Origin of the sequence: Paenibacillus bovis (genome assembly GCF_001421015.2) — a bacterium.
Classification (GTDB): domain Bacteria; phylum Bacillota; class Bacilli; order Paenibacillales; family Paenibacillaceae; genus Saccharibacillus; species Saccharibacillus bovis.
Map to the genome: position 1 here is coordinate 1,782,569 of NZ_CP013023.1, position 15,266 is coordinate 1,797,834.

General features: G+C 49.1%; 13 protein-coding genes. 9 read left to right on the forward strand and 4 right to left on the reverse strand.

Going from position 1 to position 15,266, the window contains the following annotated elements; all coding sequences use genetic code 11:
- Positions 1-41: 41 nt before the first annotated feature.
- The gene (locus tag AR543_RS07590) at positions 42-1,103 is read right to left on the reverse strand and encodes a LacI family DNA-binding transcriptional regulator (protein WP_060533220.1); all 1,062 of its coding nucleotides are present in this window, start codon (positions 1,101-1,103) and stop codon (positions 42-44) included.
- A 355-nt stretch (positions 1,104-1,458) separates the two neighbouring features.
- Between AR543_RS07590 and AR543_RS07595 the strand changes: the two genes are divergently transcribed.
- The 5 genes from AR543_RS07595 to AR543_RS07615 all read left to right on the forward strand — a co-directional run bounded on the left by AR543_RS07595 (position 1,459) and on the right by AR543_RS07615 (position 8,775).
- Positions 1,459-2,430 carry an ABC transporter permease gene (locus AR543_RS07595; RefSeq protein WP_082472156.1) on the forward strand — a complete coding sequence of 324 codons (972 nt, stop codon included), beginning with the start codon at positions 1,459-1,461 and terminating at the stop codon, positions 2,428-2,430.
- A gap of 33 nt (positions 2,431-2,463) precedes the next feature.
- The gene (locus AR543_RS07600; RefSeq protein WP_060533221.1) at positions 2,464-3,345 is read left to right on the forward strand and encodes a carbohydrate ABC transporter permease; all 882 of its coding nucleotides are present in this window, start codon (positions 2,464-2,466) and stop codon (positions 3,343-3,345) included.
- A gap of 132 nt (positions 3,346-3,477) precedes the next feature.
- The gene (locus AR543_RS07605; RefSeq protein ID WP_060533222.1) at positions 3,478-5,106 is read left to right on the forward strand and encodes an ABC transporter substrate-binding protein; all 1,629 of its coding nucleotides are present in this window, start codon (positions 3,478-3,480) and stop codon (positions 5,104-5,106) included.
- Between the two features lie 4 nt (positions 5,107-5,110).
- Positions 5,111-6,577: a glycoside hydrolase family 32 protein gene (locus AR543_RS07610; RefSeq protein ID WP_060533223.1), complete on the forward strand. Its 1,467-nt coding sequence runs from the start codon at positions 5,111-5,113 to the stop codon at positions 6,575-6,577.
- A 23-nt stretch (positions 6,578-6,600) separates the two neighbouring features.
- The gene (locus AR543_RS07615) at positions 6,601-8,775 is read left to right on the forward strand and encodes a glycoside hydrolase family 32 protein (protein WP_060533224.1); all 2,175 of its coding nucleotides are present in this window, start codon (positions 6,601-6,603) and stop codon (positions 8,773-8,775) included.
- A 38-nt stretch (positions 8,776-8,813) separates the two neighbouring features.
- Here the strand turns inward: AR543_RS07615 and AR543_RS07620 are convergent, their stop codons facing one another.
- The 3 genes from AR543_RS07620 to AR543_RS07630 all read right to left on the reverse strand — a co-directional run bounded on the left by AR543_RS07620 (position 8,814) and on the right by AR543_RS07630 (position 11,137).
- Positions 8,814-9,596 (reverse strand): helix-turn-helix domain-containing protein, encoded by a 783-nt coding sequence (locus tag AR543_RS07620; protein ID WP_060533226.1) that lies wholly within the window; start codon positions 9,594-9,596, stop codon positions 8,814-8,816.
- Positions 9,597-9,808: 212 nt separating this feature from the next.
- Complete coding sequence (locus AR543_RS07625) at positions 9,809-10,051, reverse strand: NHLP leader peptide family RiPP precursor (protein ID WP_060533228.1); 243 nt, start codon at positions 10,049-10,051, stop codon at positions 9,809-9,811.
- A 66-nt stretch (positions 10,052-10,117) separates the two neighbouring features.
- Complete coding sequence (locus AR543_RS07630; RefSeq protein ID WP_060533230.1) at positions 10,118-11,137, reverse strand: hypothetical protein; 1,020 nt, start codon at positions 11,135-11,137, stop codon at positions 10,118-10,120.
- A gap of 252 nt (positions 11,138-11,389) precedes the next feature.
- Here AR543_RS07630 and AR543_RS07635 point away from each other — a divergent pair, with 252 nt between their 5' ends.
- The 4 genes from AR543_RS07635 (at position 11,390) to AR543_RS07650 (ending at position 15,064) form a co-directional block, all read left to right on the forward strand.
- Positions 11,390-11,899: a sigma-70 family RNA polymerase sigma factor gene (locus AR543_RS07635; RefSeq protein ID WP_060533232.1), complete on the forward strand. Its 510-nt coding sequence runs from the start codon at positions 11,390-11,392 to the stop codon at positions 11,897-11,899.
- Positions 11,900-11,988: 89 nt separating this feature from the next.
- Positions 11,989-13,209 carry a hypothetical protein gene (locus AR543_RS07640; protein ID WP_060533234.1) on the forward strand — a complete coding sequence of 407 codons (1,221 nt, stop codon included), beginning with the start codon at positions 11,989-11,991 and terminating at the stop codon, positions 13,207-13,209.
- A complete protein-coding gene (locus tag AR543_RS07645; protein WP_060533236.1) occupies positions 13,206-14,192 on the forward strand; it encodes an ABC transporter ATP-binding protein in 987 nt (328 codons plus the stop codon). The genes AR543_RS07640 and AR543_RS07645 overlap by 4 nt, the downstream gene beginning before the upstream one ends.
- Entirely contained in the window at positions 14,189-15,064 is an 876-nt protein-coding gene (locus AR543_RS07650; RefSeq protein ID WP_060533238.1) for an ABC transporter permease subunit, read from the forward strand. Before AR543_RS07645 ends, AR543_RS07650 begins: the two co-directional genes overlap by 4 nt.
- Positions 15,065-15,266 lie beyond the last annotated feature (202 nt).

Below are 15,266 nucleotides of genomic sequence, written 5' to 3' on the forward strand. Positions count from 1 at the left end.
CTGTTATGTTCAGGGATTTTTGTGATGAACAGCTCTTCAAATTATGCGTGCAGCATGGAAGCCGCAGTGGCATGGTTCGCCGATTCACGCAGCATGGGCCGCGTCTGTACGTGAACGACCTGATAAGGCTGCTCCGGATAGCGAATCCGGGACAGCAGCATTTCGGCAGCTTTGACACCCATTTCGCTGCTATAAATATGCACGGTAGTCAGATGGGGCTCCACAATTCGAGATGCGGAAGCATTATCGAATCCGGTCACTCCAATATCATCCGGAATAGATAGTCCGCTTGATTTGAGCGCTTTCATTAGGCGGATAGCGATAAAATCATTGGCGCATACAAAAGCATCCGGTAGTTCATCCAGCTGCTTCAGGCGATCTTCCATCCAGTCGGTCTCAAACAGGAAAAAACGGTCTTCATCGAGGATAGAGAACGAAGAAGACATAGGTACACCTGCTTCCAGCAGCGCACGATTATAGCCCATCCAGCGTTCACCAAAGCTTTTGCAGTGCCGGTAATCGCCGACAAAGCCAATGCGATCATACCCGTTACCTAGCAGGCTGCGGGTCAGCTGGTAAACACTGTGTTCATTTTCCATCAGCAGAATATCCGCCTGGAAACTGGAAAAGTCGATATCAAAAGCACAGTCGACAAAGATAACCGGGATCTGAAGGCCGGTCAGCAGCTCGCTGTATTCCCGGTCAAACAATTCGATACATACAATACCGTCCACCGCCGACACATCGAAATTATTAGGCAGCCGCAAGGCATCCCGCTCATCTTCGCGGACAATATGAATGGACAGATTATAGCCCTCCGCACTGATACGCTTCTCCAGTCCGCTGATGACCGGCGAGCCAAAGTGCGAGCTGTCCGGCATATTGGTGGTGAGCAGGGCGATATTGCCGGTTTTGCGGGGGATCAATCCATCACTTTCCATATAGGCGAACTGCTTGTATTTCAGCTCAATGGCTTTGCGAATGACTTTGCTGCGGGTTTCATCCGGGATGCCTTCATTTCCGTTCAGCGCTTTGGAAGCGGTATTGCGCGAAATGCCCAGGGCATCGGCAATATGCTGAATCGTCACTTTTTCTTTGGTCATGGATAAAATCCACCTTTATACTATCAAATTTGCTGCTCTATCAGCAGAACAGGTGCAGCAAGTCGGATACCACTGCACATATATACCTAAAATATAAAGGAGATGAAAGGTAAAAGCAATCTGTTGTGTGCAAATGTAACTTTGTGATTGTGCAAATAAAAATTTATTCATAAAAAAATGTAGCTTTTTAGTTTACAAAATAGATTGACATATGAACAATTCATCGTTTAAATTGTAAAGGAATAAACTTACAAATGAAAATGTAAGCACTTACTTTTTGGTGTATGGGGTTATGAATCACAGAAGCAAATGGCAATAGCAAGTGGCAATAGAATGGTGAAATGGAGGGACAATCATGGAAAGTTCAGCAAAACCCGGCCGATCGGGCGCACACTCTGTGGATACAGGCAAGCAGTCGGTCAGCAGAACACGCTGGGAGCATATCCGGAAAAATAGTTTTTTGTACCTGCTGCTGGCTCCGGCGCTGCTTCTGACAATTTTGTTCAAGTATGTGCCGATGTATGGGGCAGTCATTGCCTTCAAGGATTTCAGTCCGATCCGGGGGATTATGCACAGTGACTGGGTAGGATTCAAGCATTTTGAGAAATTTCTGACTTCGCCCAATTTTGAAGTGATTTTTATGAATACGCTTAAATTAAGTGCGTTTGGTCTGATATGCGGGTTTCCGATTCCGATTCTGCTGGCGCTGATGCTCAATCAGGTACGCCGCAAAGGAATCAAGAAAAATATCCAGCTGTTTCTGTATGCGCCGAATTTTGTATCGGTCATCGTTATTGCCGGGATGCTGTTTATTTTCCTGTCTCCAACTGGGCCGATCAATCAGATCGTCAGCTGGATCAGTGGGCAGCCGCTGATGTTCATGACCGATCCCGAGTATTTCCGCTGGGTATACATTCTGTCCGATATCTGGGCGACCGCAGGCTGGGCATCTATCATCTATGTAGCGGCGCTCGCTAATGTAGACCCCGAGCTGCATAATGCAGCCAGTCTGGATGGAGCAAGTCTGCTGCGGCGAATCTGGCATATTGATTTGCCGACGATCAAGCCGATTATGGCGATTGTATTTATTCTGGCAGCAGGCGGCATTATGTCGATCGGTTTTGAAAAGGCTTACTTGCTCCAGACTTCGATGAATCTGCCTTCCTCCGAGATTATTGCTACCTATGTATACAAGATTGGTCTGCAGTCAGGCGATTATGCCTACTCCGCTGCGGTTGGATTGTTTAACTCGCTGATCAACGTCATTCTGCTGCTTGGTGTGAATTTTATCGTGAAGAAGCTCAATGATAATGAAGGATTGTATTAGATCGCATCAGGCTTACAGAAAGGACTGAAAACCATGATTGTCAAAAATTCTCCGTTTGATCGTTTTCTGCTTGTACTGAACGGGCTGTTTCTCGGATTGGGTGTACTGATCGTTGTGATTCCGTTTGGTTATATTATCGCAGCTTCCTTTATGGACCCGACCGTGCTGCTGAATCGTGGATTTTCTTTTCAACCAGCCGACTGGAGTCTGGAAGGATATCGTAAAATTCTGGGCAATGAAGCGATGATTCGCGGATTTTTCAATTCGATACTGTATGCGACAGGATTTGCTGTTGTGACAGTGCTGATCTCCATTTGCGCCGGATATGCGCTGGCCGAAGATACGCTTGTCGGCCGCAAATGGTTTATGACCCTGTTTATTATTACGCTGTTTTTTGGTGGTGGATTGATTCCAACCTATCTGTTGGTTCGTCAGCTGGATCTGCTGAATACGCCATGGGCACTCATTATTCCGGGAGCAGTGAATGTATGGAACATTATTCTGGCACGTACATTTTTCAAAGGCATTTCCAAAGAACTTAAAGAAGCAGCCAATGTGGACGGCGCTTCGGAATGGACCATCTTCACACGTATCGTGATTCCACTCTCCAAACCGATTATGTTTGTGCTCGCGCTATACGCGTTTGTCGGGCAGTGGAATTCTTATTTTGATGCAATGATCTATCTGGATGATCCCAATCTGTTCCCGCTGCAGCTCGTTCTGCGCTCTATTCTGATACAGAATCAGGCGGCACCAGGCATGATCGGTGACCAGCAGGCTATGGCCGAACTGAAAAAGCTGTCCGAGATGATCAAATACTCTTCGATCGTCATCTCCAGCCTGCCGCTGATCGTAATGTATCCTTTCTTCCAGAAATATTTTGAAAAAGGCGTTATGGTCGGTTCACTCAAATGAATGCAGGCTGACGCTGCTGTTCAGCGATTCGCTATCTAACAGATGGTTCATTATAGCAGTCCCCAACCCGGCAGAAGTCAGCTCGTTCGCTCACCTCATCAGGCCGGAATACATGATTCGGGAGGCAATACCATGCGCAAAGTAAACGGTAATTCCAAAGTACGCAAAGCGGCTGTCGCATCTGCTCTGTCAGTTATCCTGCTGGCAGCCACAGGCTGTGGAGACGGAGGCAATGAACCGCAAAAAACAGCAGACGGCAAACCGATTCTGCATATCATGACATCCAGTTCTCCGCTGGCTCCAGCCAATCCCAATGACAAGCTGGTGCTGCAAAGGCTGGAAAAGCAAACCGGCGTTCATGTGGAATGGAAAAGCTATACCAGTGATGTATTCGCAGAAAAGCGCAATCTTGCTATTGCCAGCGGTGATCTGCCGGATGCGATTTTTGCAGCGGAATACAGTGATTACGATTTGCTCAAGCTCGCCAAGGACGGAGCGATTGTACCACTGGAAGACCTGATCGACCAGCATATGCCCAATTTCAAAAAAGTGCTTAAGGAGCGGCCGGAATACCGCACGATGATTACTGCGCCGGATGGACATATTTATTCTTTTCCCTGGATTGAAGAGCTGGGTACAGACAAGGAACGTATTCAATCGGTCGATGATATGCCTTGGATCAATGTGAAATGGCTGAAAAAGCTCGGACTGTCCATGCCAAAGACGACCGATGAACTGAAGCAGGTACTGACCGCTTTCAAGACCGAAGACCCGAATGGCAACGGCAAAGCCGACGAGATTCCGCTGTCCTTTATCGACAAGCCTGGTGGCGAGAATCTGACTTTCTTGTTTGCGTCTTTTGGATTGGGGGAGAATCCTGACCATACGGTGGTGACGGATGATGGCAAAGTGCTGTTTACCGGCGATCAGGATGGTTACCGGGAAGCAGTCAACTATGTGCATGATCTGTACAGCCAAGGACTGATCGATATTGAATCTTTCCAGCAGGATTGGAATACGTATCTGGCCAAAGGCAAAGATCAGCGCTATGGACTGTACTTTACCTGGGACAAAGCTAATATTACCGGCATGAACGACGACTATGATCTGATGCCGCCGCTGGCCGGCCCGGATGGACAAGTGAATGTGACCCGCAATAATGCGATGGGCTTTTTCCGGGGGAGTATGGTCGTGACGAGCAGCAACCAGCAGCTGGAGCAGACCGCCAAATGGGTCGATCAGATGTATGATCCACTGCAGTCGGTGCAGAATAACTGGGGAACCTACGGCGACCCGAACCAGCAGAATATTTTCACATACGATGAATCGAAAAAAATGCTGAAGCATCTGCCACTGGAAGGATCGGCGCCGGTAGAGGTACGCCAGAAAACCAGTATTGGCGGCCCGCTGGCTGTTCTGAGCGATTATTTTGGCAAATATACGACGATGCCCGATGATGCCAAATGGCGGATGGATCTGATGAAAAAAGTACTGGTACCGCATATGAAGGCAGAGCATACGTATCCGAATGTATTTTTCAGTATCGAGGAACTGGATCGTCTGTCGACAATCGAAGCGGATCTGTTCCCGTATATGCTGCGCAAGCGCACAGAATGGTATCAGAATGGACAGGCGGATCAGGAATGGGCTGCCTATCTACAGGAGCTGGACCGGCTCGGTCTGCAGGAATGGCTGAAAATCAGGCAGGATGGTTATGACCGCAGCAAGCAGCAGATCGCCGAACACACGACAGGAGGTTAATACAATGTCACTTCAATTGAAACCGGATTACCGGGGAGCGTATCACTTCTCACCGTCCCGCTGCTGGATGAACGATCCGAATGGCATGGTTTATCTGGACGGGGAATATCATTTGTTTTTTCAGCATCATCCACATGGCGATACCTGGGGACCGATGCACTGGGGACACGCGATTACAAGGGATCTTGTTCACTGGGAGGAACTCCCGATCGCGCTGGAGCCAGACGAACACGGTACGATTTTCTCGGGCAGCGCTGTAGTCGACTGGCATAATACGACCGGATTTTTCCCGGAGAAGCCAGGTCTCGTTGCGATCTTCACGCATCATGATGAACAGCCCGATCGTCCGGTGCGTCAGAGCCAGAGTCTTGCCTACAGCCATGACCGTGGCAGAACCTGGCACAAGTATGCAGGTAATCCGGTGCTGACATGTGAGGATCGACCCGACTTTCGCGATCCCAAGGTATTCTGGCACGAATTATCCAGCCGCTGGATCATGGTGCTCGCTTGCGGACAACGTATTGCGTTGTATCATTCTCCCGACCTGAAAAACTGGAGTGAAAGCAGTGTATTTGGACAAGGAATAGGCTGTCATGACGGGGTATGGGAATGCCCGGATCTGTTCGAACTCCCGATAGAAGGTGCACCGGAACTCAGCCGCTGGGTTATGCTTGTCAGTATCGGCGATAATGGTCAGGGAGCCGAAGGATCGCGTCCCCAGTATTTTACCGGTCATTTTGATGGAGAGGTATTCCTGCCGGATGAAGCCTCACAGCAAATACGCTGGCTGGACCATGGGCGTGATAATTATGCAGGCGTAAGCTGGTCGGATATTCCGCAGCAGGATGGACGCCGGCTGTATATCGGCTGGATGAGCAACTGGCGCTACGCCAACCAGACGCCTACCGGCAGCTGGAGAGGGGCAATGACCATCGTTCGTGAATTGATGCTGGAAATGACGCCTACCGGAGTACAGTTGCTGCAACGTCCGGTCCATGAACTGGCATCGATACGCCAGCCTGTACTCAGACTGGACCATGCGCCGCTGGATCAGGTACGGCAGGCTATACAACAACTTCAGCTAGAAAGCTATGAATGGATTATCCGGACAGGCAAAGAAGTCTCATTTGAAATCCAGGTACGTGCCGGAGCAGCAGGGTGTACGCGTATCGGTGTGGATGCGGACTCTGCGCAGCTGTATATTGATCGTACCCAATCGGGGCAAAGTGCTTTTCATAAGGATTTTGCCAATCGTCATACTGCCTTGCTGCAGACGATTCAGGGGGAGCGGGAGCTGCGTATTCTGGTAGATACTGCCTCGGTAGAGGTATTTGCGGATCAGGGACGTACTGTGATGACAGATCTTATTTTCCCGGAGCCGGGTGCCAACCGTGTGATGCTGACGGCTGCGCAGGAAGATGCCGGGCTGTATCATATTGAGCTATACGATTTATCCGGTTCTGTATCTTAATCCATTCATCAGGAGGACTGAAGATGCCATCCAGATTGTCAAAATTAGCAGTTACCACATTGGTGCTGCTGCTGGCGGATGTATATATACCCGTTCGCAGTGCAGCCGCAGCACAGCCATCTGTCCGTACATTACCCGCAGCCCAGGAGGACAACATGAATCAATCAACCGGCAAGGACAGTGAAAAGAATACAGCAGATGATACACCGGTTGTATGGAATCATAACCTGACAGGCGAGCACACCTATGGTACAGCAGTATGGGCGCTGGACGAGCGTGGTATGCGGGGCACTGCCGACGGCGGCGCATCCGGTATGCGTACGTACACTGCCCCTGCCCAAACCGGGGATGCTGTGATCATGACAGATCTGATGCCGATCGATGCTCAGATGCAGGCAGGCCTGTTTTTCCATGGTACAGCCGATGGCCAGCAGGGATATATCGCTCTTTTGATACGACAGGATCAACGGGTCAAGGTCAGATTACAGCAGACCGATGGTACGGTTATCGCGACTTCTACACAGGATTATTACAGCGAAAAAGGTACAAGGCATCGCCTGGAGATTTATCTGGAGAAGGACAGAGTCCGCCTGTTTCTGGATGGTTACGCAGATCCGGCAATAGATACTGGCGGTATTGCCCGTCCGGGAACTGCTTCAGGACTGGTTGTCTTGCGGGGCGCGGCTTCTTTTCAGGATACGTATATGATGGCGGCCAGTGAATTTTATGGGGAAAAGCATCGTCCGGCGTATCACTATTCTGCGCTGCGTGGCTGGGCGAGCGATCCGAACGGAATGATTTATTACAAAGGCGAGTATCATCTGTTCCATCAAGATGGCGGACGCTGGGCACATGCAGTTAGCGAAGATCTGCTGCACTGGAAAAACCTTCCCTTTGCGCTGGAATGGAACGAGCAGGGTCATATCTGGTCAGGATCGGCTATTGCTGATGATCACAATGTATCCGGCCTGTTTGACCAGGCGCCGGAGCAGGGAGGATTGATTGCCTATTATACTTCCTATACGCCTGACCGTCCCAATGGCAATCAGAAAATCGGAATCGCCTATAGTATGGATCGCGGCCGAACATGGCATTATCCCAAGGAACATTCGATTGTGATCCAGAACCCCGGACAGACTGCTGATGATCCAGGCAGCTGGGATTTCCGTGATCCCAAGATCGTTCGGGATGAAGAGCGGAATCGCTGGGTGATAGTCGTGTCCGGAGGCGATCATGTACGTCTGTTCACTTCGACCAATCTGCTGGATTGGACGCTCACTGATAATTTTGGCTATGGCGATTATATTCGCGGCGGGGTATGGGAATGTCCTGATCTGTTCCAGCTGCCGGTACAAGGGACTGGTCAAAGTAAATGGGTGCTAATGATTAGCACCGGCGCTCATCCGAATACCAATGGCTCGGATGCCGAATATTTTATCGGACAGCTGAGCGACGAGGGTCGTTTTATTAACGATAATCTGCCGGGACAGGTACTCAAAACCGACTGGGGCAAAGAATTTTATGCTTCTATGACCTTTGCCGGACTGCCTGATCGGCGGATTGCAATGGCCTGGATGACCAACTGGGATTATGCATTCGATCTTCCAACGGCAGATTGGAAAGGGATACTGAGTACACCAAGAGAACTCTCGCTGATTTCTACAACATCAGGCGTACGTCTCGTGCAGGCACCCCTACGGGAACTGGACACCCTTCGCACACCGCTGCGCAGTATCCGTACTGCGACAATAGATGCTTATTCCACCAATATACTGGCAGATCTGTCAGCCGGCAGCTATGAGATTGAAGCCGAGCTGAAGCTGCCTGTACAGCAGACCGCAGCAGATTTTGGCTTCCGGCTGCGCACAGGTAAACAGGGCAGACAGTTTACAGAGACAGGCTATCAGGTGGATACCGGACAATTGTATATGGATCGTACTTCTTCAGGGATAACAGACTTCTCCGACCGATTCAGTACCCGGCAGACGGCCGACTTACAGCCGGAGAACCGGCGTATCCAACTGCGTATTCTGGTGGATGAGTCTACGGTGGAGATATTCGCGAATGGCGGCCAGCGTGTATTCTCGAGTGTGATTTTCCCGGATCAGGAAAGTCGGGGTATGTCTTTTTATGTAAATGGCGGCCAGGTCAAGCTGATCTCAATGGATGTGTATGAGCTGAAAAGTGTCTGGAAATAGTGATTGCTTTACTGCTTACCGATTCAATCGTCCCTGCTTCAGGAAGACTGACAGGATTGTTTTTCGTAAAAGCTGCTGCGATAAAGGGAAGGGCTGATGCCAAAATGGCGGGTGAATTTGCAGGTGAAATAAGTCTGTGAATTAAAGCCTACTTCGTAAGCAATCTCGCCGATATAACGGGTCGTAAAACAAAGCAGATGTTTGGCCTGCTCCAGTCTTAGCCGAAGTACCGTATCCATAATCGTCTCGCCGGTCTGTTCCTTGTACAAATGGGACAAATGCGACGGGGAGAGGCAGACATGCTGGGCCAGATGTTCAATACGGATATCGCTTGTATAGTGGATATACAGGTATTGAAGTACTTCGTCGATGCGCGGATCGACAGGATAAGCTCCCGGGCGTGCGCCAGCAGCGAGCAGCAGCAGCAGTTCACTTAGCAAATGATAAGAAAGTTTGCGGTAATACGTATTATGCGACTGGACGCCATATTCCTGCATCCGCTCCAGAACATACGCAATCTGCTGGCACAATGATTGGTCTTCCAGCCATAGCGGCCGATCCGGCAGTCCGGTCTGCAGCTTGTGCAGCAGCAGAGTCCACTGGGAATGAGCAGTGAATTGACAACAAACCTCTGTCAGCGGAAGCAGATGTAAATATAATGCGATTTTGCCGGGAGGAAGCAGGTAGATCTGGGCTGTTGGACCGTCCAGGGTTCCACTATTCGCAGCTGCATACAGCAGGGTCCATTTGTGTGGATGCAGACTGGAATGGACAGGGAAGCTGAGATCAATATCATGTTCAAGCATGAATTCGGTATTCATCAGAGGCCTCCTTTTCATCAGGCAAATACGACAGATGATCCAACATCATATCAATGTAAGCGCTTTATTAATAGAATAATCAAACTGTCTACCGCCGACAAGGGAGAAAAGACGCAGTAGCATATAAAAAAAGCGCAATCCTGCTTTACAAAGGATTGCGCTTTTTTTGATATTTCTATTGGGATCGTCAATAAAACCGCTGTTCAAGCCAGTTACCAGGCAGCTTTGACATTTATCCGGGCAGATGCAACCATTTCGGAAGGCTTGGGCGGGATGACCAGATAAATTTCCTCGGCAGTTTCCTGAATCGTCTTCAGCTGTACATTTTCCGGAAGCGTAATTCCCATTACATCGTACAATGCCTTTTTGGGATCACTTTTGAGCAATTCCATAAAGTTTGGATCTTCCCATGCTTTTTGAATGATCTGCGAGTGTAAAAGGGCTTGGCTGGACATGACCATCAATCCTTTCGCAAAATGGTTATATTTTCCTATTAGTCTAGCATGGCATACTGCAAAAATCTATAACAATTTGGGAGGATAAACATAGTAAAAAAGGCTTCCCTGCTCCAGCAGCAGATGGCGGCTTGCTTCGATCGCAGCCGCGAGTTGATCAAGCTGCTGTACCAATTCCTCGCAAAATTGCAGCAGATCCAGACTGTCTGCCGGAACAGCCAGCTGCGAAACATACTGCTCGTGAGCGAGATTGGCATAATGGCGCAGAATATTGCGGTCATAGATATAGTGGCGTACCGTCTGTTCATCAAGTATGTAAAAAGCTTCGGGTGGGTGGTCGGTACGGAGAGCGGCATCCTCATGAATCAGGGACAGCAGGCAGTTGTAATTGTGCAGCCGCAGATCTTCCGGCCAGTCTGCCGCATCGTCATTCATCTGCAGCAGAAGCAGTGCCAGATCCAGCTGCTGCAAAATACCGGGTAGCAGCGCAGGAAGGCCGACTTCCAGCAGCATAACGACAGCAGATAGCCGGAGTGGACTGGCTCTGCCGGTGATAAGAGGAATATGATTCATAAAATGACCGGGGTGCTGTTCATGTTGGACAGCGCGTGCCCAGTCGTAAGTATATTGGCGGCGATACAGCCAGTATTCCGGTCGATGTCCGGCGATACGGGAAAGGATACCGGTGTACTCCGCATGCAGCAGCTCACTGAGCGGGAGCAGACGCCGCAGATTCTGTATCAGCGCGGCTCCATTATCTTCGGTGGCTGTCGCGGAAGCATCCATCAGGTCATCATGGATAAAGTAATGCAGCATGCCCATAATATTGCCTGCAGCGATACTTTGCGCAATCTGCTGCAGATGTTCTTTCCGTTCAGGCGCCAGATGAAGGCTGCTTATGCGCTCCAGCCAAAAGGGAAGCAGGTAGCAAATATAGTTATGTATACCATCTTTCACCCGAATATCGAATCCGTTTAGATAATTCAGTCCCTCATGATTCAGTGGAGCCGGAAATTGACGGATACGCTGAGCCGCTTCCTCAAATGCTGCATGTATATGCCTATCGAAATCCTCCAGCCAGTGCATATCTTCACGCTCCCCAGGATTTTATCTCTATTATAGCTATCCATTTATTGTGTGACTAATAAAAATAATGGATCAGTATCACCTCGTTCCCTACCGGTGCAATCTATGGCTGCTACTGGTTTTTTGATTGGTTATGCAGGATGATAAACAGAAGAAGAGCGGGGCCAATATAATTTTTTTGAACAAGTGTGATATAAAAATCCAAACCCGCGCGTCTTTCTTATAGCTGCAGCGGAAAGGAGCATGCAATACATGGACACCCCGGAACCGGAACAGTTCAAACAGATATTTTATGAGCATTACCCGACCGTCAAACGAAAATTAACTGCGCTATTGCGCGATCAGGCTATTGCAGACGATTTGGCACAGGAGGTGTTCCTCCGTTTATATCGTAATCCTCCCGACAATCCGGAGGCCATCGGTGCCTGGCTGCATCGTGTACTGACACGAATCGCCTATGACTATATGGACAAAAAAGCGCGTGAGCGCCGGCTGCAAGACAAGCAGGAACAATATTATGATCTGGAAGGTCATTCTCCCCCGACAGGAGAGGAGATCATGATTCAGCAGCTGGAGCAGGATGAAGTACATCTGCTGCTCGATCAGCTGCCACCTCGCGATCGGCAGGCGTTGCTGATGAGGTATTCGGGATACAGTTATGCCGAGATTGCCGAGCAGCTTCAGCTGAGGCCACCGCTGGTAGGCACCCTGCTGCACCGGGCCACGAATAAATTAAGAAAAAAGATGCTGAAATCCACCTGAATAACCGCAAAGGTAAACAGGTGAGCAAACACCTTGCAGCATACAAGGCGTAAGAATCAACAGCTTGAAGTCAAAGGAGGACGTTACACGTGACAAGACATCCGCTGGATCATCCCGATCAACGGGAACACCTACAGGCAACCCATACAGCAGAAGAGCATGATCAGGATGCCGAACGGCATGCTACAGATCAGGCATGGCAGAATATGCAGGCTCTTCTAAAAAAAGAAACCCCACATCCTAATTGGGAAAAGTGGTCTGCTGCTTCATTCAAATCAGAGCCTGATCAGGCATCTGCAAATCTATCCAATCCGAGAGGAATGAATACAATCATGAATCCAATAAAACCAAATGATCAACAGGAACCTGAGCGTCAGGAACTTCATAATGCCAAGCCTGCTGCACGCCGTAACAAAATGAATCCGGTTCGCCGCAGATGGGTGACAGGTATCGCTGCCTGTGTCGTCGCCGGTGTAGTCATTACCACACCATTTGGCAATAATGCATTAGCCGCATTGCTTGGTCAGTTCCGTATGCAGGAAATTACCACTGTAAACGACAACGATTTGGACCAAATGTTCGATCGTTACAAGGAAAGCGGTATGACCGATGAAAATATGAATCGTTTTGGAACGTTTACCGATACTACCGGCAAGGTGGAAGGATTGTACTATCCGAAGAAAGCAGCGGAGATGCTGGGTTATACCGACCTTAGCAAAATGATAACGGAAAAAGATCTTAGAGTGGGTGTTCACCCTTCCCGGACCAGTACCGTACGTATGAATATTGATGAAGTGAATAAAGCGATCCAGCAACTGGGCGGAGATACACTTCTTCCTGAATCGATGAACCAGAAACCGATTAGCATCAAAATACCGGAAAGTATCACTTATCCATTATCACCCGATGATTCATCTACTGATGAGCGCACCGGCTTGCTGACTCAGATGGCTCTGCCAAGTGTAGAATTTGATCCGTCAATCAATACGGAAGAAGCATTCAATGCAATTATGAATCTGCCTTTCCTGCCGGAAAGTGTGAAAACCATGCTGCAAAAGGAAAAAGTACTGAAAGGCGAACTGCCTCTGCCGGTGATCTCCAATGCTCGCACCGAAAAAGTTACGCTTGATGGTATACCTGTTATTATCGGGACCCAAAACTATGAGGATCAAGACGGAGATAATGTTACAAAGTATACGATTTACACTGCTTATTGGATCAAGGATAATCAATTGTACATGCTGGATGGAGATATATTCTATAGCCGTGAAGCGCTGATCAAGAAAGCGGAAGAGCTGATAAAGCTATGACAGTTACAGCAATCGATATTCAAAATCTAACCAAGGAATACAGCAATGGCAAGGGATGCCGGAATGTAACGATTACTGTTGGAGAAGGGGAAGCCTTTGGCTTCCTCGGCCCCAATGGTGCCGGCAAAAGCACCCTTGTCAAAATGCTGGTTGGACTGATCCATCCGACAGATGGTGAAGCCCGATTGTTCGGTGACCCTGTAGGCTCGCTGGCAGCAAGGCGGCATATTGGCTATCTGCCCGAATTGTATCGTTATCAGGAATGGCTGACTGGCCAGGAAGTTATTCAGCTTCATGGGCGGCTGTGCGGCATGAGCAAGCAGGAAGCGGACGCACGTATTCCGATGCTGCTGGATCGGGTAGGATTGGGAAATCGCGGCAAAGACAGGGTCAAGCATTATTCCAAAGGAATGCAGCAGCGTCTGGGCCTCGCCTGTGCGCTGGTGAATGATCCACCGATACTGTTTCTGGATGAACCTTCTTCGGCACTCGATCCGGTAGGCCGGATGGATGTGCGTCGTCTGCTGCAAGAGCTCAAGCAAGAAGGCAAAACGATTTTCTTGAATTCTCATCTGCTGGAAGAAGTCGAGACGATCTGCGACCGAATTGCCTTGCTCAATAACGGTGTTATTTTACGGCACGGACAGGTGCATGAAGTACTGTATGCACAGACCCGCTGGCACTTCAAAGTCGGCGGATTCACGCCGGATATTCTGCCCTGGCTGACAGAGACGAGTGGTATTCCGCTGCAGATTCTGCAGTCCGGTCATCCTGGTACAGGAGCAGTCACTGCTTCAGATTCCCTCCAGGATACTGTCTGGTTGGGCGCCGTGATCGATAATGAAGAGCAGGTAGGATTTATCAATACACTTATCGTCAATCAGGGGATGACTCTTTATCAGGTAGAGCCTGTCCGGGAACGACTGGAAGAATGGTTTATGGAGGCTGTATCGGGGCTCAGTCACAGGGGGGAACAGGAATGACAGCCGTAATCGGAATGACCTGGAAAGAATTGCTGCGCAAAAAAGTGCTGCTGATGACGGTACTGATGACCGTTTTGTTTTTGATTGTATTCTGGTTTATTGCACGAACCATCGGAGCTTCGGAAGTAAGCAATCTCTCGCCTTCGGCCCAGCTGGTAGAACAGTTTGCCCATGGCGCTGCACTACTGACGCTTGGATTTTTCTTTGGTAGTTTTATTCTGGCTTTTCTGGTGATTTTTAGTTCGTTTTCTTCTATCTCCGGCGAAGCGGAGACCGGAATTATGCAGTCCATGCTGACCCGTCCGGTTCCGCGCTGGAAATGGTATCTGGGCAGATGGCTGGGTTATACGCTGTTTGGTATTCTATATGCCTTGATCCTGTATATGTCTATTATCGTTATCGCCGATATTCATGCCAGTGTACCCAAAAACATAGGCTTACATATACAGTCCTATCTGCTATTTGCACTAACCGTGCCTGTACTCGTCACGCTCAGTTTGCTCGGTTCGACCAGCTTCTCGGCGATCGGCAACGGGGTATTTATGACCATGTTGTATGGAGCAGGCTGGCTGGGCGGTATGGTAGAGAAAGTCACCTCCACCATGCAGATGGACCCGCTGGTGCTGAAGACATTGTATAATATTACCGGTCTGATCTCGCTGATTATGCCGGTCGATGCGATTCAGCGCAAGATGCTGGCTATGCTGCTCGGCCTGCAGAATCTGGCCGGTATGCTGGATATGAGCGGTTCTATGACCGCCGGATTTGGATTGGGACAGATTCCTTCGGCTTCCTTTATTGTATATGCGATAATCTATACGGCCATTCTTCTGCTATGGGGAATCCGTCGCTTTTACAGAAAGGACTTTTGATGTATTCCCCAAAAACACTGCCGCTATACAGATGATTCTGTAGCGCAGTGTTTTTTTGATAGATTCTGATCATTGTATCCCTGTTGCCAGAGTGAGCCGATACAGGGTCAAAATACAATAAAATATGGTACACTGGCAGAAGCACTGATTGGACCTGCTGGCCGGGTGATCAGGCATATGAGACGTATGGACAACATCACGA